We start from the raw sequence: 19,868 nt of genomic DNA on the forward strand, positions 1-19,868 counted from the left end.
ATGGCTCCGCCGGGGCGGGCCCGGCGCTCAGCCCCGCTGACGGGAGTACACCCGGCGCCCGTCGATCCAGGTCTCGTCGACCACCGCGGTGTGCAGTTCCTCGGGGTTGATCGCGAAGAGGTTGCGATCGAGCACCGCGAGATCTGCGAGGCGGCCGGCCCGCAGCCGGCCGGTGACGTGGTCGAGGTGGTTCACCCGCGCCGTGCCCGAAGTGTACGCGTTGACGGCCTGCCCCACGGTGAGCGCCTGCGCCTCGCCCAGCGCCGCCGAGGCCGACCCCGGCCGCCTGCGGTTCACGGCGACGTGGATCGCCTGGATCGGGTCGGGCGACGACACGGGCCAGTCGCTGCCCGCGGCGAGCGGAGCACCGGCACCGGCGAGGGCCGCGAACGGGTAGAGCGTCTGCTCGACGCCGTCGGGGAGGAACGGGATCACCAGCTCGTCGAGCTGCGGGTCGTGCGCCGCCCACAGCGGCTGCAGGTTCGCCGTCGCCCCCAGCTCCGCGAAGCGCGCGAGGTCGGGCTGCGCCACCGTCTCGAGGTGGGCCAGGTGGTGGCGCAGGCCCCGATCGCCGTTGCTACGCGCAGCGTGTTCCAGCGCGTCCAGCGCGTCCGTGACCGCGCGGTCGCCGAGGGCGTGGAAGTGCACCTGCATGCCGCTCGCGGCGATCGCGGCGACGAACTCGGCGAGCTGCGCCGGTGGGAAGAACGCGATGCCCGTGCTGTCGGTCCGGGCTCCCGCGTGGTCGCGGTAGTGGCCGTGCATGGCGGCGGTGCGGCTCTCGGCGACGCCGTCGACCATGATCTTCACGGTGCCGAGCGAGAACCGCTCGGCCGGGTGCAGCGCCGCCACCGCGTCGCGGCGCTCGATCAGCCCTGCGAGCTGCGCGACGCCGGAGGTGCGATCCCACCACTGCGCCCCGCGCACCCGGGCGAGCAGGGCGCCCCGCTCGAGGGCCCGCAGGTAGACCGGCAGCGTGTCGGGTCGGCCCATGAGGCTGCCCACCGCCGCGTCCTGCCACGCCGTCACCCCGAACGCCAGCATGCGCCGCTGGGCCTCGAGCAGGCCGGCGTACGCGTCCTCCTCGGTCGGCATCGCCCGCACCGCGTCGAAGAGGAACATCGCGCCGTCGTGGACCGTGCCCGCGGGCGTGCCGTCCGGCTCCCGCTCGAAGCGCCCGTCGCGCGGGTCGGGCGTCGTCTCGTCGATGCCCGCCGCGAGGAACGCGCGCGTGTTCGCCCAGGCGCTGTGATGGTCGCGGTTCTCGAGCAGCACGGGACGATCCGGCACGACGGCGTCGAGCAGATCCCGCGTGGGAGTGCCGCCGGGGAACGCGTCCATCGACCATCCCGCACCGATGATCCACGACCGCTCGGGGTGCGCCTCGGCGTAGCGGCGAATGGCGGCAAGCACGGCCTCGGCGTCGGGGCAGTCGGACAGGTCGCACCCGAGCAGCTCCGTACCGGCGATCACAGGATGCGCGTGCGCGTCCTGGAAGCCGGGGATCAGCAGCCGCCCGTCGAGGTCGATGCGCTGCGCGGCGCGAGGGGCGAGGCGCGCCACCTCCTCGGCGTCACAGCTGAGGATGCGCCCGCCGCCCACCGCGATCCCGCCCGCGCGCGGCCCATCGCCGAGGCCGGTGTGGATCCAGCCGTTCTCGAAGACCGCGTCGACCGTCCGGGACGCAGGCTCATCGGTGCTGCGCGTCATCGCGAATGCTCCTTCCGCACGGCGGCCTCCGGGCGATCGCCCCACCCGAGCGCTCCCACGAGCCGCACCCCGAGGAGGCCGTGCAGCAGCACGCTGCCGAGCACCGTGACCACCATCACGTACAGCGCCGTGTTCGCCGCCGCGCCGTCGAGCGCATTGAACGCGAGCAGACCGAACATGATCGTCGAGGTGCCTCGGGGCCCGAGCACCCCGAGTGTCAGACGCTCCCGGCGACTCGCGCGACTGCCGAGGAAGGCGGCGAGCACCGGCAGAGCCCGCAGCAGCGTGAGTGCGAGCAGACCGTAGAGCAGGTACGCCCACTCGATGGGGGCGAGGAACACGAGCGACGCCGCCGCGCCGAACACGAACCACATGATGAGCGACGACAACGCACCGATCTCGTCGAGCAGCGACACCTCGTCGCGCAGCACCTCGTCGCCGGAGGGCTCCCGCCGCACCCGCACGCTCTTATAGGCGATGCCGGCGAGGAACGCGGCGAGAAAACCGTTGCCGTGCACCACCGTGGCGCCCGCGTACACGATGATCGGCAGCAGCACCGTGCCGAGACGGATGCCGTGCGCCGAGGCCCACCCCCGCGCGACGGCCGCTCGCGCGAGCCAACCGGCCAGCAAGCCGGCACCCACGCCGATGAGCAGCGCGAAGCCGATCTCCGGCACGGCGTGCTCCACCACGTCGAGCAGCGACCCGCCCTGCGCCGGCGCCTGGGCGGCGATCAGTGCCACGGCGAAGAGGGGCGATCGGATCGCGTCGGCATATCCGCTCTCAACCACGAGGCTCTGGCGGAGACGCCTCGGCAGCCGCCGATCCCGCAGCATCTCGCCGGCCGGGGCGAAGTCGACCGGCATCACGATGAGTGCGATGAGCGCCACCACCACGAGCGAGGAGCCCCCGATGAGCAGCACCCCGCAGCCGACCGCGAGCACCAGCGACAGCGGAAGCGCGATCCCGAGCAGCCGGGCCACCATGCTCCGCTCGCCGGCGAGGAAGCCTCCCCGCACCTCGGTGGCGTCGACGAAGAGGATCACCGCGAGGATGAGCTCGACGGTCCGCTCGGCGAGGTCGGTGTTGAGCCCGGCGACCAGTTCGCCCGAGAGCGCGAGCCCCGCGGCCAGCCCGCACAGCACCATCGCCACGGGTCCCGTGACGTGGCTGCGACGCAGCCGATCGCTCAGCAGCGACCACACCAGGATTGCGATCATCGCTCCGATGATGAGGCCGGTCATGAGCCAACCCTAGAGGATTCCAGCACCGCGGCCCGCCGTCGTGCGCTCAGCGGCCCCGCTCCTCCAGATACTCGTCGACGTATCGGCGCACGAGAGCCCGCAGCTCAGGATCGTCGATCCGCCCTCCGGCCGCCCCGTGCGCGAGGCGCGCGGGATCCGGAACCGACGCCTGCCGATCCTTCCACGCCTTGCGCTGCACCAGCGCCGCGATGATCACGATCGCGGCCGCGGTGAGAGCGAGGATCGTGAGGCCCAGCTGCACGGGGGTGTCCAACCAGGTGCGGGCCACCGCCTCGACCGCCCAGAGGCCCGCGGCCACGAGACCGGCGGCGAACGTCGCGACGTAGATGATGCGCAGCACGCGCTCGCCCCTGAGGTAGCGGTACCCGAGCGAGATGAAGCCCAGCAGCACGAGCGCCACGAGCATGATGTGCAGCGCGTTGCCGAGATCGCTCATCACGCCGAACGGGGTGCGCACCAGGTCCTCGTAGTCGGCGTCCCAGTTGCGGTAGTAGTCCTGATCGGGCCAGAACACCACGAGCACGCCGAACACGAACGACACCGCGGTGCCCACCCAGATGGTGCGCTTCAGCCACTCGTGCTGCGCCGCGAGCGACGCGATCAGGTAGATGTCGGCGACGAAGATGCGCCACGTGAGCGAGAACGCCTGCGATTCCGCCAAGCCGAACAGCACGATGAACGCCATCGCGACACCCGAGACCGCGAGCACTCCCACGAGCACCCAGAAACCCAGACGGCGACGGGATCCGCGCGCCGCGTCCGCGGGCGCGAGTGCCCCCGTCTCGTTCACATCGGTCATGTCGGCCTCGCCCTCCGCAGCCCGGTGCGCCGGCCGCACCGCCTGAGCCGAGCATATCCGCCCGTGCGCGCCGCGGCGGGGCCGGCTGGGAGTTTCCGCCCAGCCGCGTGCGCCGCTCGCGTGGCCCAGCAGGAGCCGAAACACTACGTCCGAGTTTCAGCCGATACCGAGCCGGTATCCTCACCGGACGAGGAGGACCAGCAGGAAGAACAGCAGAGGTCCGGCGAAGAGCAGCACGAGCGTGATGATCGCCGGCTTGCGCGGTTCCTTCCGCACGCGCAACACGACTGCGAGAGTCACACCGGCGATATAGGAAGCGCCCGCTGCGATGGGCACGAGTGCTTCTCGGGCTCCGGAGGGCAAGTATCCTCCGTATCCCGCAGCGACCATGAGACCCCAGAGGGCGAGCACGGTGACAAAGGCGGAGAGCCCGAACCTTGCGCTGCGGGATCCGGGTGCCGCGAGCGGCGCCGTCATGCCCCCACTGTGTCGGGCGCTCTATCCTTTCACGGGTACTGCGGCCTCGGCCTACTGCATGGGCCACCGATCTTGCAGCGCCGGCATGAGAAAGGCCCCCACTGCCGAAACAGCGGAGGCCCAGGCTGCAGTGCCCCCGGAGGGATTCGAACCCCCGACCTACGGTACCGGAAACCGGCGCTCTATCCCCTGAGCTACGGAGGCGAGCACGGGCAGCCGCGACTAGCCTAGCGCACTTCGGAAGGCCGCCCGTGCCACCCCCTCAGGCGAGCGACAGGAACAGTCGCTCGAGTTCGTCGGGCTGCGGGGCGCCCTCGGCGCCGGGGTTGGCGAGGCACTCCTTGAGCGACGACGAGATCACCAGGAAGCCCGCACGATCCAGCGCCTTCGAGACCGCCGCGAGCTGCTGCACCACGTCGCGGCAGTGCGCGTCTCCCTCGACGGCGTCGATCACCGCCGCGAGCTGCCCCTGCGCCCGGCGCAGCCGGTTGACGACCTTGCGCTTGGCCTCGGGGTCGTGGCCGAAGACGGCCCCCTCTTCGATGCTCGCATCACTCATGTCGCTCTCCCATTCGAAATCTGACTTGACAGCCAGGATACCCCGTGGGGTATATTTTCTCTATCACAGGATACCCCCAGGGGTATTAGCTTCCGCGAAAGGACACCCCATGTGCCGCCCCACCCGATGCCGCGTCTGCGGCAAGACCACCTGGGCCGGCTGCGGCCAGCACGTCGCGGCTGTCAAAGCCTCCGTGCCCAGGAACGACTGGTGCGGCGGCACGCACAGCAGGGCCGAGACCGAGGCCGCGCAGGCCTCTCGCGGCGGCTTGCTCTCGCGCCTGTTCGGCCGCTGATCCGCAGCACCGACACCGAATCCCCCACCACCCGAAAGGATCACCGATCATGTGCGCACGCACCACCTGCCCCGACTGCGGCAAGGCCACCTGGGCCGGCTGCGGCAACCACATCGAGGAGGCCCTGGCCGGCGTCCCCGAGACCGACCGCTGCCACTGCGGCTGACACGCCCGACGACCCCAGGAGGCACCATGCTGCTCGAACGCATCTACGACGAGGATCTCGCGCAGGCGAGCTATCTCATCGGCTGCCAGGCCAGAGGCAAGGCCGTCGTGGTCGACGCCCGCCGAGACATCGACGTGTATCTCGAACTCGCGGCCGCCAACGGAATGACGATCACCGCCGTCACCGAGACCCACATCCACGCCGACTATCTCTCCGGCACCCGCGAGCTCGCCGATCGCACCGGCGCCCAGGTGCACGTCAGCGACGAGGGCGGACCCGACTGGACCTACGGCCCCGACTTCGACGGCGCGGTGCGCATGAAGCACGGGCACCGCATCGAGCTGGGCAACATCACCGTCGAGGCCGTGCACACCCCGGGCCACACGCCCGAGCACCTGTCGTTCCTCGTCACCGACGGCGCGCAGACCGACGAACCCGGTTTCCTACTCACGGGCGACTTCGTGTTCGTCGGCGACCTCGGCCGACCCGACCTGCTCGACGAGGCCGCCGGCGGCGTCGACACCCGCTTCCAGGGCGCGAAGGATCTCTTCGCGAGCCTGCGCGACCGCTTCCTCACCCTGCCCGACTACGTGCAGGTGCTGCCCGCCCACGGCTCGGGCTCGGCGTGCGGCAGATCCCTCGGCTCGATCCCGTCGTCGACCGTCGGCTACGAGCGCAACTTCTCGTGGTGGGCGCCCTACCTCGCCGCCGACGACGAACAGGGCTTCGTCGACGAGCTGCTGAGCGGGCAGCCCGACGCCCATGCCTACTTCGGCCGCATGAAGATGCAGAACAGGATCGGCCCCGCCATCCTCGGCGAGGCGCCGGAACTCGTCGAATACGCGGCCGACCGGCTCGCCGCCGAGCTCGCCGCCGAGCGAGCGATCCTCGTCGATACCCGTCATCACCACGACGTGCACGAGGGCACGGTGCCGCGCTCGCTCAACATCCCCGGCATCGCGAAGGCGGCGAGCTACGGCGCCTGGGTCTACGACCCCGAGACCGAGCAGCGCCCGCTCGTGCTGCTGAGCGGTTCGCGCACCGAGGCCGAGATCATGCGCGACCACCTGGTGCGCGTGGGCATCGACACCGTGCGCGGCTTCATCACGTCGCTCGACGGCCTCGAGCTCGTGCGACCGCCCCTCGTGCGGCCCGAGCAGCTCGACGACATCGAGCGAGCCATGCTGCTCGACGTGCGCAACAAGACCGAGTACGCGGCGGGCCACCTGCCCGGTGCGGCCCAGCTCTCGGGCGGCCGCGTGCTGTGGCAGCGGGATCGGCTCCCCGAGAGGGGCACCGGTCCGATCGTCACCTACTGCCAGAGCGGTGTGCGGGGCAGCGTGACCGCGAGTGCGCTGCGTCGAGAGGGCTACGACGTCGTCGAGCTCGACGGCAGCTACCTCGGCTGGGCCGCGGTGCCGGGCAACGACCCCGTCGTCGCCTAGGGCGTGTCTCGCAGATCGTTGCCGTCGCGAGCAGCGCTTGGGCGGGGTGCTTCGCAAGGCGGAGGAGGACGGTTTGCCGGGTTGTAGATCTGACGACGACAACGCAGCGAGGCGCCTCGAACAGGCGCGCGCAGTAGGCAAGGAGCCGCGAGACACGCCCTGGGGGCTCCAACCCTGGCGGGCGCCGTTCTCGACGCGGCGCCCCGCCTTCCGCCTCCGGCTGCGCACGACCGCTGCTCGGCCGTTCGCGACCGCTATCCCGCCCCCCCCTGTCCGCCTACCTGCCTATCTGCCGCCCGCCCACCCGCCGAAAGGAACCCCATGTCCCGCAGCACCCTCCTGCACACCCTGCGCGCCGCCCGGCCGCTCATCGCCCTGCCCTTCGCGGCCGCCGCCCTGACCGTCGGACTGACCGCGTGCGCACCAGCCGCCGCAGAGCCTGGTGGTCCCTCCGTCGAGCTCAGCGCCGACACCGTGCTGCTCGACGTGCGGACGCCCGAGGAGTTCGCGACCGGCCACCTCGACGGCGCCCGATTGATCGACTTCGCCGGCGGCGAGGTGCAGGCCGCGATCCCGAGCCTCGACCCCGACGCCGAGTACCTCGTCTACTGCCGCTCGGGCAATCGCTCCGGCCAGGCCGTCGCCCTGCTGGAGCAGGCCGGGTTCACGAGCGTCGCGAACCTCGGCTCGGTCGAGCAGGCCTCGGCCGCGACCGGTCTGCCGATCGTCGCCGAATAGCGCATCGCGGCGACAGCCCCCACAATGGAAGCTGCGATCCGCGATCGCGGAGCCCCGACCGAAGGAGAACCGCCATGTGCCAGCGAGTGAGCTGCCAGAACTGCGAGAAGCCGACCTGGGTGGGCTGCGGCGAGCACGTCGAGCAGGCTCTGGCCGGGGTGCCCGCCGCCGAGCGTTGCCGCTGCCCGCGCTGACACCCGGCCTCCGCTCCTCCAGCACCGATCGACGCTCGCGCACCTCGACTCTCCGATTCGGGGTGCGCGAGCGTCGATCGGTGCTGTTGCGTGCGCGCGGGGCTCCGGATCAGGACCCCAGCGACCCCCTGATGACCGGCGGCTCGGCAGCCCGGCGGCCCGACAGGCCGGCGGCCCCGCGACCCGGCGACTCCGCGGCCCAACAGAGCGACGGCCCGGCGGCTCGGCGGCCCAGCGACCCGACGGCCCAGCAACCCGACGGCTCGACGACCCGGCGACGGAGCTTCGGTGCCCTAGCGGTCGTCGAGCGCCTGACCGCGCCGGTCGACGAGCCCCCACGCCGCGCCCGCCGCGACCACGAAGAACACGGCGAACACCGCGAAGGTGAGCCCCGCTCCCCCGGCGACGAGCATGATCGGCACGAGCAGCGGGGCGACGATGGAGGCGATCCGCCCCACCCCGGCCGCCCACCCGGCGCCGGTGCCGCGCAGCGACGTCGGGTAGATCTCGGGTGTGACGGCGTAGAGCGCGCCCCACGCCCCGAGGTTGAAGAACGAGAGCGCCATGCCCGAAGCGATGATCGCTCCCTCGGCGTGCACGGTTCCGAACATCACCGCCGACACGGCCGACCCCATCAGGAACAGCGACAGGGTGAGCCTGCGCCCCCACACCTCGATGAGCCACGCCGCGACCGCGTAGCCGGGCAGCTGCGCGAGCGTGATGATCAGCGTGAAGCCGAACGAGCGCACGAGGTCGAAGCCGGCGTCGACGAGGATGCTCGGGATCCAGATGAACGCTCCGTAGTAGGCGAAGTTCACGCAGAACCAGACCAGCCAGATCGAGGCGGTGCGCAGCCGGAACTCGGCCGACCAGAGCGCGCCGACCCGGGCGCCGAAGCCGAGCCGCTGCGCCGCCGCGGGCGCGAGGCGGCCCGCAGCGCCGGGGCTCGAGGCGGTGGAATCGGGGACATCGGCGTGCTGGGCGAGCGAGGCGCGATCCCGAGCCGCCTCGGCCGAAGGCGCTGCCGCCGCACCGGTCTCGGCCGCCGCTTCCGTCTCGGCCGCAGGCTCGGCGAGGGGTGCCGGCTCCGCGGGATCCGTCGTCCCAGGGCGAGCCGCTCGCCCGGATCGCGCCGAGGCCTCGAACTGCTCGACGATGCGCTCGGCCTCGGCGGTGCGCCCGCGCCCGGCCAGCCACCTCGGCGACTCGGGCAGCCCCCAGCGCACCACGAGCGCGTACGCGGCCGGGATCGCCCCCAGCGCGAACGCCCAGCGCCACCCGTTCTCGGACGCCGGCACCACGAAGTAGCCGATCAGCGCCGCGGCGGTCCAGCCCACGGCCCAGAACGCCTCGAGGATCACGATCAGCCTGCCGCGAATGCGCGCGGGCGCGAACTCGCTCACGTAGGTCGACGCGACCGGCAGCTCGGCGCCGAGGCCGAGGCCCACGAAGAAGCGCAGCACGAGCAGCAGCGCGATGCCGCCCACGAGGGCGCTGGCGCCCGTCGCCGCGCCGTAGACGAGCAGCGTGATCGCGAACACCTGTCGGCGGCCGAGGCGGTCGGCGAGCAGGCCGCCGAGGCTCGCGCCGATCGCCATGCCCAGGAACCCGACCGAGGCGATGAGCCCGCTCTCGCCCTTCGAGATGCCCCAGTGCTCGACGAGTGCGGCGATGATGAACGAGATGAGGCCCACGTCCATGGCGTCGAGCGCCCAGCCGAGCCCGGACCCCGTGAGCACGCGGCCGTGCTTGCGGGTGAAGGGCAGGGCGTCGAGACGCTGCGAGAGGGAGGGGCCTGATTCGCTCATGGTTCACATGTTAGAGGCGACCCCCGACATTCACGCGCGCCGATAGGCGAGATCGCGGATCTCGCGCCCCTTCTCGGCGCCCTTCTGCTCGAAGGCGGTGAGCACGCGCCCGTCGAAGCGATCCGACCACTCCCCCGCGAAGTCGCGTTCGAAGCCCGGCGCCGCGTCGAGCACGTCGCGCATCTGCTCGGCGTAGTCCTCCCAGTCGGTCGCGAGGCGCAGCACCCCGCCCGGCCGCAGCGCCCGGTGCGCGATGCGGGCGAAGTCGGCGCTCACGAGGCGCCGCTTCTTGTGGCGCTCCTTCTTCCAGGGATCGGGGAAGAACACCCAGATCTCGTCGACCGAGCCCTCGGGCAGGTACTTCTCGAGCAGCTCGGGGGCGTTGACCTCGGCGAGGCGCAGGTTGTCGAGCGCGGCGAGCTCGGCGCGGATCATGGTGCGAGCGAGGCCCGCGCGGAACACCTCGATCGCGAGGAAGTCGGTGTCGCGACGGGTTTCGGCGGCGTGCAGGATCGCGTGTCCCTGGCCCGAACCGATCTCGACCACGAGCGGCGCCCGCCGCCCGAAGATCTGCTCGGGATCTCCCGTCACGCCGTCGGCGACGCTCGTCGCCGCGGCGCCGTGCGGGATGTCGAGCACGTACTTGGCGCGGTGCTCGTCCCAGGCGCGCACCTGCGACGGCGTCATGCGGCCGCTGCGGCGCACGAACGAGACGGGCTTGTCGCGGAAGGTGGTGGGGTCGAAGCTCTTGTGAGGCAGGGGCTGCTGGTCGTTCACCCGTCTACGGTAGCCCACCGCCCCCGGGAGGCGCCGAGGCGCCGCGGGGGGCGAGGATCGACACGCGTTCGAAACACCCCGGCGGTACCATGGGTGCACACGTCGACGCGGAGGGAACGCACCATGACCAGACGACTTCTCCTGGTGAACGGCCCGAGCCTCAACCTGCTCGGCACGCGCGAGCCCGAGATCTACGGCGACGAGACGCTCGCCGACGTCGAGGCGCTCGTGTCGCGCGTGGCCTCCGACTTCGGTTTCGAAGTGCGGGCGCTGCAGAGCAACCACGAGGGTGTGCTCATCGACGCGATCCACGCCGCCCGCGAGGACTGCGCCGCGATCGTCATCAACCCCGGCGCCTTCACGCACACGTCGGTGGCGCTGCGCGACGCCCTGTCGGCGGTCGCGCTGCCGGTCGCCGAGGTGCACATCTCGAACGTGCACGCTCGCGAGGAGTTCCGCAACCACTCCTACATCTCGGGCGTCGCGCAGTGCGTGATCGTGGGCTGCGGGGTGCAGGGCTACGAGTTCGCGGTGCGCCGCCTGGCGGCGCTCACCGCGGGTTGATCCGCGTCCGCCCCATACGCGGGATCGAGTCGGCCTGTTCGTATCGAGCCGGCCCGAAATTCGCGTGAATCGTAGGCCGACTCGATACGAACAGGCCGGCTCGACGGGGAGAGGCGCCCGCGACCCGCTACGGCACCGTCACGAACACGTCGAACAGGTGCGGGTTGTGGGCGTGCACGAGCACCGCGAACACCACCGCGTCGAACAGCAGGTGCACGGTTACCACGTAGGCGAGCGAGTGCGTGCGCAGGTAGATCCAGCCCTGCACCAGCGCGAACGGCACGGTGAGCGCCGGCCCCCACGAGCGGTACCCGAGCTCCCACAGGAACGACACGAACACGATCGCCTGCAGCACGTTCGCGAGCCACGGTGGGAAGTGCCGCAGCAGCACCGTGAACACGGTGCAGATGAAGAAGAGCTCGTCCCAGATGCCCACGGCCCCGACGCCGATGAAGAGCCTGGCGATGAGATCGGCATCGTCGACCTCGGGCCAGTTGAGGTAGACGCCCGAGCTGATGAAGTACCAGGGCAGGATCAGCCAGCCCAGCACCAGCACCGCGATCAGCCAGCTCCAGTGGATCCGCCCCCAGCGCCCTCCGCCTCTCCAGGGGAACGCCGTGGCGCGGTCCCGGTACACCCACCGCGAGATCGCGTACGGCACCGCGACCGCCCCGCCCAGCGCGATGGTGAACTTCACCATCGACCAGTCGTCGAGCTCGGCGGCGAGCGGGATCGTGCGCACGATCAGGAGCCCGATCGCGATCAGCGAGAGATCGCGCAGCAGGTTCGGCGGGCGGGCTGCGGAGCCGGATCCCCGTCCGTCGCCCGCGGGGAACGCCGGCCCGGCAGGAGCGGCCGTCGCCCCGGAACCGGCCACCGGCCCGGCTCCGACTCCCGCCCGAGACGCGGCCCCCGCCACAGGCACGGCCCCCGCCCCGCCCCGCGACACCGCCCACGCGACGAGCAGGCCGCCCGCGAGCAGCGCGATCCCGAGCAGCGGCAGTTCGGCCACGAAGAAGGCGGGCGCCGCGAGCACCGTCAGCACGGCCGCGACGGCCGGCCCGGGTCTCACCCCGGCTCCGACCGTCGCGCTTCGCATGCCACTCAGGCTAGCGCCCTCAGCCCACCCGGGCGAGCGCCTTCGCGCGCCGCCGCTCGACCACCTTGCCGCGCACCGCGAACGCGATCACGAGCAGCAGCAGCGCGTAGAGCGTGATCGGGATCGCCCCCTGCACGAGCACCGAGAAGTCTCCGTTGGCGCTCATCGCAGCGTCGCGCAGGCTGGTCTCGGCGAGGGGGCCGAGCACCATGCCGATGATGAGCGGCGCGAGCGGGAAGTCGACGGCCCGCATCACGAATCCGACGAGGCCGACCGCGAGCAGCAGCATGAGGTCGAAGGTCTTGCCCGAGGTGGCGTAGATGCCGAGCGCGCAGACCATCGTGATGCCCGCGTACAGGTAGGGCCTCGGGATCAGCAGCAGCTTCGCCCAGACCATCGCGAAGGGCAGGTTGAGGATCAGCAGCACGATCATCGCGATGAAGAAGCTCGCGAGCAGCGCCCACACCAGCTCGGACGAGCGCTCGAAGAGCAGCGGGCCGGGCTGCAGCCCGTACTGGCGGAAGGCGGCGAGCATGATCGCCGCGGTCGCCGAGATCGGCAGGCCGAGTGCGAGCAGGGCGCCCATCGCCATGCCGGTCGTGGAGTTGCCGGCGGCCTCGGGGGCGGCGAGGCCGCGGATCGCTCCCTTGCCGAACTGCGGGTTCTTGCGGCGCGCGTCGAGCTTCTTCTCGAGGCCGAAGGCGAGGAAGGTGGGGATCTCGGATCCGCCGGCCGGCACGACGCCGAACGGCAGGCCGATCGCGGTGCCGCGCAGCCAGGCGGGCATCGCTTCGCGGAACTCGCGGCCCGAGAGCCAGGGGCGGCCCTTGGGCTTGATGAGCTTGCCGCCGCCGATGTGCCGTTCGAGGCACGCCACGTAGATGACCTCGCCGAGTGCGAGGATCGCGACGGTCACCGTGACGAGCGAGACGCCGTCGAACAGGTTGGGCGAGTCCATCGTGAAGCGCGGCGCGCCCGAGATGCCGTCGACGCCGATCACTGCGATCCCGAGCCCGATGAACAGCGACGAGAGACCCTTCACGGGGTTGTCGGTGACCACCGACGAGGTCGCGACGAAGGCGAAGAGCGCCAGCGCGAAGAACTCGGCGGGCCCGAACTGGGTCGAGAAGTCGGCGAGCGCGGGCGCCATGAAGACGACCACGATGGAGGCGATGAAGCCGCCGGTGAACGCGCCGATCGCGGCCGTGGCGAGCGCCTGGGCGGCTCTGCCGTCGAGCGCCATCTTGTGCCCCTCGAACGTGGAGGCGATGGCCGAGGCCTGACCCGGCATGTTCATGAGGATGCTCATGGTGGAGTCGCCGAAGAGGCCGCCGAAGTAGACGCCCGAGAACATGATGAAGGCGGCGGTCGGTTCGAGCGCGAAGGTGACGGGCAGCAGCAGGGCGACCGCCATCGACGAACCGAGTCCGGGCATCACTCCGACGGCGGTGCCGAGCAGGCAGCCGATGACCACCCAGAGCAGGTTCTGCCAGGTCAGGGCCCCGGCGAAGCCCTCGGCGAGCAGTTGCAGCGTATCCATGTCAGAACCCCCAGCCGAGAACGCCGGACGGCAGGGTGAGGCCGAGCAGCATGTCGAATGCGATGTAGGCGATCGAGCTCGCCGTCAGGCCGACGACGAGGTTGAAGACGGGGCGCCGCGACCCGAACGCCCACGCGACGCACCAGAAGAGCAGGGCCGCAGCGACGACCCAGCCGAGCACCGGCAGCAGCAGCGCGAAGCCGATGAACGAGGCGACGATCCAGGCGAGCGACCCCCAGTCGACGCCCACGCGCTTCGCCCCGCCGTCGTCGAGCGCCGCGATCTCCTCGTCGGTGAGCAGCTCGATCTCGGCGGCCGAGCGCTCGAGCCCGGCGAAGGCCTCGGCGCGCTCGCGCAGGGCGCGTACGATCAGCAGCACCGCGAACAGATACAGGCCGCCCGCGATGATCGCAGGGAAGAACTGCGGCCCGGGGAAGACGACGCCCTCGGGCACGCGCATCGTGAGGATGCCGACGAGCAGGTAGGTGGCGAAGGCGAGCAGGATCGCCGGCATGATGAGCTGCTTGAGCAGCGCGGCGTCGGGATTCGCCCTGCCGAGCTCGAGCTCCTCTCCCACGACCGCCGAGACCGCGGTGGGGTTGTTCGAATGCGTCATTGGTCCATCTCCTCGTACAGCTGCGCGATGCGCTCGTGCTCCTCGACGAGGAACGCGTCGAGTTCGTCGCCCGTGAGCACCTTCTCGGTCCAGTGGTAGCGGGTCATCGCGTCGGCCCACTCGGGGGTGTCGAGCGTCTCGAGCACCAGTTCGACGAGCGCCTCGCGATCCTCACCGCTCAGCCCGGCGGGGGCCGAGAGGGAGCGCCAGTTAGTGAGGCTGATGTCGTAGCCCTGCTCGGCCGCGGTCGGGATGTCGATGCCGTCCACACGCTCCGGCGCCACGAGGGCGAGTGCGCGCAGCCGACCCGACTCGATCTGATCGATGTTGTCGGGGTAGCCGCCCGCCGCCGCCGAGACGGTGCCGTTGAGCATGGCCTGGATGGCCTCGCCGCCGCCGTCGGAGGGGATGTAGGTGACGTCGATCGGGTGGACGCCGGCGGCGAGCGCGAGGTCGGTGACGACGAGCTGGTCGAAGGAACCTCCGCCCGACCAGGGGAGGGCCTTCGGATCGTCGCGCCAGGCCTCGACCAGGTCGTCGAGCGTCTCGTACGGGGAGTCGGCGGGCACGACGATCACATCGTACTCCTCGACGATCGTGGCGAGCGGCGTCACGTCGTCGAGGGTCGCGGCCGAGTCGAACTGGATGGTCGCGGCGAGCAGGCCGGTGCCGCCGACGAGGATGTTGTTCGGCTGTCCCGAGAGCACCGAGAGGTTGCCGAGCGCGATCGTGCCGCCCGCGCCGGGCATGTTGACCACCTGCACATTGTTGACGATGCCGTTGGCCTTCATGCCCTGCTGCATCTCGCGGGCGACGCCGTCCCATCCGCCGCCCGCGGCGGCGGGCGCGATGATCGTCATCGAGTTGCGGATGTCGGATCCGAGCGCCGCCGAGCTGATCGAGCCGGACGAGGCGACGCCGATCGCGGCGACCGCGATCGCCCCTCCGATCAGCCGCGCGATCCACCCGGACCGTCTGCGCGAGGACGGTTGCCGTTCGGGCTCCGTCGATACTGCCGTCATTGTTCACTCCTTCGTGGCGACTCCGTTGTCTCTGACCGCGATTACTAGAATGTACAGAGAAGCAGGCCGGAGCACCCTCGCGGCAGGGGTTTGTGCTCTTTGATGCTCACGACTCGGCAGTGTGGCCGTGCGGAGGGGGGGAGCGGTGGCGATCCGGATCAGACCGCTCGCGATGCGCCTCGCGATCCTGCTGCTGCCGAGCCTCATCGTGCTGCTCTCGGTGGGCCTCACGACCTCGATCGCGATCTCCGTGCAGGAGCGCAGCGTGCGCACCGCGACGGGCGAGCGGGTGCGGGAGGTGGCGACCACCCTGGCCGGGTTGAGCCAGGTGCGCGACGCGCTGCGGCCGACGGCGGGCGTGGGCAGCGCCGAGCTGCGCGCGCTCGCCGCAGCCGAGCTGCAGCCGCTCGCCGACGTCGTCGAGCACGCCGCGGGCGTCGACTACGTGGTGATCACCGATACCGAGGGCATCCGCGTCACGCACCCCACCCCCGACGAGCGCGGCAGGAGGGTCTCCACCGACAACTCGGCGGTGCTCGCCGGTGAGGAGTTCCTCGGCACCGAGACCGGAACGCTCGGCCCCACGCTGCGCGCGAAGGTGCCGGTGCACGACGATGACGGCGGCGTGACCGGCACCCTCTCGGTCGGCATACTCGAGTCGCACATCTCGGCGGAGCGCGACGAGGCGCTCGGGCTGCTGCTGCCGTGGGCGCTCGGCGCGGTCGTGCTGGGCACGCTCGCGAGCTCGCTGCTCGCCGCGGCGCTCGAGCGCCGCTTCCGCCGCCTCGACGAGGCCGCGCGCGAGCACGAGCGCGTGAGCCGCACGGCGGCGGCGCTGCGGGAGCAGACGCACGAGTTCCACACGCGGCTGCACGTCATCCACGGGCTCGTCTCGCACGGCGACACGCGGGAGGCGCTCGACTACATCGAGGGGGCCGCGCCCGTGCTGGCGGGCGGCACCGACGACGAGGTGCTGCCGGGGCAGCCGCTGCTGCGCGCCACGGCGGAGGCCCTGCGCGCCGAGCTCGGGGCCCTCGGGGCGCGCCTCGAGACCCAGATCGACGTGACCGACGAGATCGACCGCGACGCGCTGCTCGTGATCGCGAACCTGTGCCGCAACTCGGGCGAGGCGGGTGCGTCGCGGGTGCGCTGCGCGCTCGCGCAGCGCGGCGGCCGTCTGCTGGGCGCGGTGGAGGACGACGGGCCGGGCGTCGACTTCCGGGAGGCCGAGCGGATCTTCGGCCGGGGCTTCTCGTCGAAGCCGGACCCGGCGGGCGTCGGTCGCGGCGTGGGGCTCGATCTCGTGCGCCGCGCGGTCGTCGCCCGGGGCGGATCGATCGAGGTCGGCCGGTCGCGGTGGGGCGGGGCGCGCTTCTCGTTCGAGATGGAGATGGGGCGATGACCGACGAGACGATCCGCGTGCTGGTGGTGGACGACGACCCGGGGGCGCGGTCGCTGCACGGCCGCTTCGTGTCGGGCACCCCGGGCTTCTCTCTGGCCGGCACCGCCGGCACCGGCGACGCCGCGGTGCTGCGGGGCCGCCGCGGCGGCATCGACCTGATCCTGCTCGACATGCGGCTGCCCGACATCAGCGGCGTCGAGGTGCTGCACCGGCTGCGCACGCTCGGCGCGCGCTCCCCCGACGTGCTCGTGATCAGCTCGTCCCGCGACCAGGTCACCGTGCGGCAGGCGCTCGCCGCCCACGTGGTCGGCTACCTCGTGAAGCCGTTCACGCAGGAGGCGCTGCGCGAGCGGCTGCGCGTGTACCGCGCCGAGCGGCGGGCGCGAGAGCGGAACGAGCGGGATCGGCCCCTCGCCCAGGGGGAGATCGACCGGCTGCTCTCGACGGGCCGGATCCGCGTGCCCGGCGCGCCGCCCCGCCCCGTACCCCGCCCGTCGGCGCCCGCAGCGGAGCGGAGCGCCCCGCACCCGTCACGGCTGCCGAAGGGGCTCTCGGAGGTGACGCTCGCCCGCATCGTGGAGGCGCTCGACCCGGTCGCACCCCTCTCGGCGGCCGAGCTCTCGGAGCGGTGCTCGGTGTCGCGGGCCACCGCGCGACGGTATCTCGATCACCTCGTCGCCGAGGGCGCCATCGACCTCGCGCACCGCTACGGCAGGCGCGGCAGACCCGAGGTGCTCTACCGCCTCGTGCCCTCGCCCGGCGCCGATCAGGAATGAAGAAGCCCGATGTCCGAGGCGCGCGCTACCCTGTCCCCATGAGCGACCAGCAGACCGCGGCACACCCCGCAGACAGCCACGACCGCATCAGGGTGAGGGGCGCCCGCGAGCACAATCTGAAGAACGTCAGCGTCGAGCTGCCGAAGCGCAGGCTCACCGTCTTCACCGGGGTCTCGGGCTCGGGCAAGAGCTCGCTCGTCTTCAGCACCATCGCCGCGGAGTCGCAGCGCCTGATCAACGAGACCTACAGCGCCTTCGTGCAGGGGTTCATGCCCTCGCAGTCGCGACCCGACGTCGACGTGCTCGAGGGGCTGACCACGGCGATCATCGTCGATCAGGAGCGCATGGGAGCGAATCCGCGGTCGACGGTCGGCACGGCCACCGACGTGAACGCGATGCTGCGCATCGTCTTCTCCCGCCTCGGGCAGCCGCGCATCGGCTCGCCCAACGCGTTCTCGTTCAACGTCGCCTCGGTGAGCGGCGCCGGCGCGGTCACGCTCGAGAAGGGCGGCAAGAAGGTGAAGGAGCGCCGCAGCTTCGAGATCCTGGGCGGCATGTGCGCCATCTGCGAGGGCCGCGGCTCGGTGAGCGACTTCGACCTCGCCGAGCTCTACGACGCCGACGAGACCCTGGCGGGCGGGGCGCTGAAGGTGCCGGGGTACAGCATGGACGGCTGGTACGGGCGCCTGTTCTCGGCGCTGCTGCCGATGGACACGCCGATCCGCGACTTCACCGAGCAGCAGCTCGACGACCTGCTCTACAAAGAGCCCACGAAGATCAAGGTCGAGGACACGAACCTCACCTACGAGGGCCTGATCCCCCGCATCCAGAAGTCGATGCTGTCGAAGGATCGCGAGGCGATGCAGCCGCACATCCGCGCCTTCGTCGATCGCGCGATCGTGTTCCACGCCTGCCCCGCCTGCGGCGGCACCCGCCTCAACGAGACCGCCCGCTCGTCGAAGATCGACGGGCGCTCGATCGCCGACGTCTGCGCCATGCAGATCTCCGACCTGGCCGAGTGGGTGCGGGGCATCGAAGATCAGGGCATGGCGCCTCTCGTCGAGAAGCTCTGCGACACGCTCGACTCCTTCGTGCAGATCGGGCTCGGCTACCTGAGCCTCGATCGCCCCACGGGCACCCTCTCCGGCGGCGAGTCGCAGCGCACCAAGATGATCCGCCATCTCGGCTCCCCCATCACCGACGCCACCTACGTCTTCGACGAGCCCTCCGTCGGTCTGCACCCGCACGACATCCAGCGCATGAACCAGCTGCTGCTCAAGCTGCGCGACAAGGGCAACACCGTGCTCGTGGTCGAGCACAAGCCCGAGATGATCGCGATCGCCGACCACGTGGTCGACCTCGGCCCGCGGGCCGGCACGAGCGGCGGCGAGATCTGCTTCGAGGGCACCGTCGACGCCCTGCGGGCCTCCGGCACCCTCACCGGAAAGCACCTCGACGACCGCGCGAGACTCAAGCAGAGCGTGCGCAGCCCCGCGGGCTCCGTCGAGGTGCGCGGGGCCGACCGGCACAATCTGCGGGGAGTCGACGTCGACGTGCCCCTCGGCGTGCTGTGCGCGATCACGGGGGTCGCGGGCTCGGGCAAGAGCTCGCTCATCCACGGCTACGTCTCGAACCGCGAGGGGGTCGTCGCGGTCGACCAGGGCGCTATCAAGGGCTCGCGCCGCTCGAACCCCGCCACGTACACCGGCCTCCTCGATCCGGTGCGCACCGCGTTCGCGAAGGCGAACGGCGTGAAGCCGGCGCTCTTCAGCGCGAACTCCGAGGGGGCGTGCCCCGAGTGCAAGGGGGCGGGCATCATCTACACCGACCTCGGCATGATGGCCACGATGGAGAGCGTGTGCCAGGTGTGCGACGGCAAGCGCTACGACGCCGAGGTGCTGCAGTACACGCTCGGCGGCAAGAGCATCGCCGACGTGCTAGATCTGTCGATGGCCGAGGCGCTCGCGTTCTTCTCGTCGCCCGAGTCGAAGATCCCGAAGGCGGCCAAGATCCTCGAGCGCCTCGTCGACGTGGGGATCGGCTACATCAAGCTCGGTCAGGCCCTCTCGACGCTGTCGGGCGGCGAGCGGCAGCGGCTCAAGCTCGCGATCCACATGATCGAGGACGCCGACGTGTACGTGCTCGACGAGCCCACGACCGGCCTGCACCTCGCAGACGTCGAGCAGCTGCTCGGGTTGCTCGACCGCCTGGTCGACGCCGGCAAGAGCGTGATCGTCATCGAGCACCATCAGGCGGTCATGGCCCACGCCGACTGGATCATCGATATCGGCCCGGGCGCGGGTCAGCAGGGCGGCACGATCGTGTTCGAGGGGTCGCCCCGCGACCTCGTCGACGCCCGCTCGACCCTCACCGGCGAGCACCTCGCGCAGTATGTAGCCGCGTCGTGAGAACGCGCCAGCGTTCTCACGGCGGCAGCCCACGGAGCGCGGCGAGGGGTAGCCCGCTAGCTGTAGTTCCTTGGGACGTTGTGAACGCGTAGCAGACTAAAGAAGACCTCCGGCAGGATGTGGGTTACCACACACACGTCCTCAACCGGAGGTCTTCATGCCCCACGCTAACGCACCCCTCACCCCTATCGGCAGACAACGTCTCGCA

The 19,868-nt window shown here is 71.3% G+C and carries 18 protein-coding genes and 1 tRNA gene; 7 read left to right on the forward strand and 12 right to left on the reverse strand.

All coding sequences use genetic code 11. The features are described 5' to 3' along the window. Positions 1–27 precede the first annotated feature (27 nt). From H490_RS20960 to H490_RS20985, 6 genes are all read right to left on the reverse strand, one after another. On the reverse strand, positions 28–1,710 hold the full coding sequence (locus H490_RS20960) for an amidohydrolase (RefSeq protein ID WP_017883392.1): 1,683 nt from the start codon (positions 1,708–1,710) through the stop codon (positions 28–30). Next, the gene (locus tag H490_RS20965; protein ID WP_017883393.1) at positions 1,707–2,954 is read right to left on the reverse strand and encodes a cation:proton antiporter; all 1,248 of its coding nucleotides are present in this window, start codon (positions 2,952–2,954) and stop codon (positions 1,707–1,709) included. The genes H490_RS20960 and H490_RS20965 overlap by 4 nt, the downstream gene beginning before the upstream one ends. 46 nt (positions 2,955–3,000) lie before the next feature. Next, positions 3,001–3,774: a hypothetical protein gene (locus tag H490_RS20970; RefSeq protein WP_017883394.1), complete on the reverse strand. Its 774-nt coding sequence runs from the start codon at positions 3,772–3,774 to the stop codon at positions 3,001–3,003. A 180-nt stretch (positions 3,775–3,954) separates the two neighbouring features. Further along, entirely contained in the window at positions 3,955–4,110 is a 156-nt protein-coding gene (locus tag H490_RS32290) for a hypothetical protein (protein WP_193743385.1), read from the reverse strand. 272 nt (positions 4,111–4,382) lie between these two features. Beyond that, positions 4,383–4,455, reverse strand: a tRNA-Arg gene (locus H490_RS20980). Positions 4,456–4,513: 58 nt separating this feature from the next. Beyond that, positions 4,514–4,810: a metal-sensitive transcriptional regulator gene (locus tag H490_RS20985; protein WP_017883396.1), complete on the reverse strand. Its 297-nt coding sequence runs from the start codon at positions 4,808–4,810 to the stop codon at positions 4,514–4,516. Positions 4,811–4,919: 109 nt separating this feature from the next. On the opposite strand from H490_RS20985, the gene H490_RS32295 reads away from it, so the two are divergent. From H490_RS32295 to H490_RS21000, 3 genes are all read left to right on the forward strand, one after another. Beyond that, positions 4,920–5,105 (forward strand): hypothetical protein, encoded by a 186-nt coding sequence (locus H490_RS32295; RefSeq protein ID WP_017883397.1) that lies wholly within the window; start codon positions 4,920–4,922, stop codon positions 5,103–5,105. Positions 5,106–5,297: 192 nt separating this feature from the next. After that, positions 5,298–6,716: an MBL fold metallo-hydrolase gene (locus H490_RS20995; protein ID WP_017883399.1), complete on the forward strand. Its 1,419-nt coding sequence runs from the start codon at positions 5,298–5,300 to the stop codon at positions 6,714–6,716. Between the two features lie 321 nt (positions 6,717–7,037). Next, positions 7,038–7,454 (forward strand): rhodanese-like domain-containing protein, encoded by a 417-nt coding sequence (locus H490_RS21000; protein WP_017883400.1) that lies wholly within the window; start codon positions 7,038–7,040, stop codon positions 7,452–7,454. A 487-nt stretch (positions 7,455–7,941) separates the two neighbouring features. Here H490_RS21000 and H490_RS21005 read toward each other — a convergent pair whose 3' ends face one another. Next, a complete protein-coding gene (locus H490_RS21005) occupies positions 7,942–9,456 on the reverse strand; it encodes an MFS transporter (protein ID WP_017883402.1) in 1,515 nt (504 codons plus the stop codon). Between the two features lie 30 nt (positions 9,457–9,486). Then, positions 9,487–10,233, reverse strand: a complete 747-nt coding sequence (gene trmB, locus H490_RS21010; RefSeq protein WP_017883403.1) for a tRNA (guanosine(46)-N7)-methyltransferase TrmB — start codon at positions 10,231–10,233, stop codon at positions 9,487–9,489. Between the two features lie 123 nt (positions 10,234–10,356). Between trmB and aroQ the strand changes: the two genes are divergently transcribed. Continuing rightward, on the forward strand, positions 10,357–10,797 hold the full coding sequence (aroQ, locus tag H490_RS21015; RefSeq protein ID WP_031289793.1) for a type II 3-dehydroquinate dehydratase: 441 nt from the start codon (positions 10,357–10,359) through the stop codon (positions 10,795–10,797). Positions 10,798–10,924: 127 nt separating this feature from the next. On the opposite strand, the gene H490_RS21020 is transcribed toward aroQ, so the two are convergent. Genes H490_RS21020 through H490_RS21035 form a run of 4 tightly spaced genes read right to left on the reverse strand, consistent with a single transcriptional unit; the run spans position 10,925 to position 15,074 of the window. Next, complete coding sequence (locus tag H490_RS21020) at positions 10,925–11,896, reverse strand: CPBP family intramembrane glutamic endopeptidase (protein ID WP_017883405.1); 972 nt, start codon at positions 11,894–11,896, stop codon at positions 10,925–10,927. Positions 11,897–11,915: 19 nt separating this feature from the next. Continuing rightward, the gene (locus H490_RS21025; RefSeq protein WP_017883406.1) at positions 11,916–13,436 is read right to left on the reverse strand and encodes a tripartite tricarboxylate transporter permease; all 1,521 of its coding nucleotides are present in this window, start codon (positions 13,434–13,436) and stop codon (positions 11,916–11,918) included. Position 13,437: 1 nt separating this feature from the next. Further along, the gene (locus H490_RS21030; RefSeq protein WP_017883407.1) at positions 13,438–14,052 is read right to left on the reverse strand and encodes a tripartite tricarboxylate transporter TctB family protein; all 615 of its coding nucleotides are present in this window, start codon (positions 14,050–14,052) and stop codon (positions 13,438–13,440) included. Beyond that, complete coding sequence (locus tag H490_RS21035; RefSeq protein ID WP_017883408.1) at positions 14,049–15,074, reverse strand: tripartite tricarboxylate transporter substrate binding protein; 1,026 nt, start codon at positions 15,072–15,074, stop codon at positions 14,049–14,051. Before H490_RS21035 ends, H490_RS21030 begins: the two co-directional genes overlap by 4 nt. A gap of 145 nt (positions 15,075–15,219) precedes the next feature. Here H490_RS21035 and H490_RS21040 point away from each other — a divergent pair, with 145 nt between their 5' ends. From H490_RS21040 to H490_RS21050, 3 genes are read left to right on the forward strand one after another with little or no spacing between them, the layout of a single operon-like run. Continuing rightward, positions 15,220–16,476: an ATP-binding protein gene (locus H490_RS21040; RefSeq protein WP_017883409.1), complete on the forward strand. Its 1,257-nt coding sequence runs from the start codon at positions 15,220–15,222 to the stop codon at positions 16,474–16,476. Beyond that, positions 16,473–17,252 carry a response regulator gene (locus H490_RS21045; RefSeq protein ID WP_017883410.1) on the forward strand — a complete coding sequence of 260 codons (780 nt, stop codon included), beginning with the start codon at positions 16,473–16,475 and terminating at the stop codon, positions 17,250–17,252. The genes H490_RS21040 and H490_RS21045 overlap by 4 nt, the downstream gene beginning before the upstream one ends. A 38-nt stretch (positions 17,253–17,290) precedes the next feature. Further along, a complete protein-coding gene (locus H490_RS21050; RefSeq protein ID WP_017883411.1) occupies positions 17,291–19,660 on the forward strand; it encodes an ATP-binding cassette domain-containing protein in 2,370 nt (789 codons plus the stop codon). The last annotated feature ends 208 nt before the right edge of the window (positions 19,661–19,868 follow it).

This window comes from Leucobacter sp. UCD-THU (genome assembly GCF_000349545.1).
Classification (GTDB): Bacteria; Actinomycetota; Actinomycetes; order Actinomycetales; family Microbacteriaceae; genus Leucobacter; species Leucobacter muris.

Excerpts from the sequence above, each read along its gene's own strand:
- H490_RS20960 (WP_017883392.1), bottom strand. The coding sequence starts at position 1,710 with ATGACGCGCAGCACCGATGAGCCTGCGTCCCGGACGGTCGACGCGGTC.
- H490_RS21050 (WP_017883411.1), top strand. The coding sequence starts at position 17,291 with ATGAGCGACCAGCAGACCGCGGCACACCCCGCAGACAGCCACGACCGC.
- H490_RS20970 (WP_017883394.1), bottom strand. The coding sequence starts at position 3,774 with ATGACCGATGTGAACGAGACGGGGGCACTCGCGCCCGCGGACGCGGCG.
- H490_RS32295 (WP_017883397.1), top strand. The coding sequence starts at position 4,920 with ATGTGCCGCCCCACCCGATGCCGCGTCTGCGGCAAGACCACCTGGGCC.
- H490_RS21045 (WP_017883410.1), top strand. The coding sequence starts at position 16,473 with ATGACCGACGAGACGATCCGCGTGCTGGTGGTGGACGACGACCCGGGG.
- H490_RS20985 (WP_017883396.1), bottom strand. The coding sequence starts at position 4,810 with ATGAGTGATGCGAGCATCGAAGAGGGGGCCGTCTTCGGCCACGACCCC.
- H490_RS21005 (WP_017883402.1), bottom strand. The coding sequence starts at position 9,456 with ATGAGCGAATCAGGCCCCTCCCTCTCGCAGCGTCTCGACGCCCTGCCC.
- aroQ (WP_031289793.1), top strand. The coding sequence starts at position 10,357 with ATGACCAGACGACTTCTCCTGGTGAACGGCCCGAGCCTCAACCTGCTC.
- H490_RS21030 (WP_017883407.1), bottom strand. The coding sequence starts at position 14,052 with ATGACGCATTCGAACAACCCCACCGCGGTCTCGGCGGTCGTGGGAGAG.
- H490_RS20965 (WP_017883393.1), bottom strand. The coding sequence starts at position 2,954 with ATGACCGGCCTCATCATCGGAGCGATGATCGCAATCCTGGTGTGGTCG.
- H490_RS21000 (WP_017883400.1), top strand. The coding sequence starts at position 7,038 with ATGTCCCGCAGCACCCTCCTGCACACCCTGCGCGCCGCCCGGCCGCTC.
- H490_RS20995 (WP_017883399.1), top strand. The coding sequence starts at position 5,298 with ATGCTGCTCGAACGCATCTACGACGAGGATCTCGCGCAGGCGAGCTAT.
- H490_RS21020 (WP_017883405.1), bottom strand. The coding sequence starts at position 11,896 with ATGCGAAGCGCGACGGTCGGAGCCGGGGTGAGACCCGGGCCGGCCGTC.
- H490_RS21035 (WP_017883408.1), bottom strand. The coding sequence starts at position 15,074 with ATGACGGCAGTATCGACGGAGCCCGAACGGCAACCGTCCTCGCGCAGA.
- H490_RS21025 (WP_017883406.1), bottom strand. The coding sequence starts at position 13,436 with ATGGATACGCTGCAACTGCTCGCCGAGGGCTTCGCCGGGGCCCTGACC.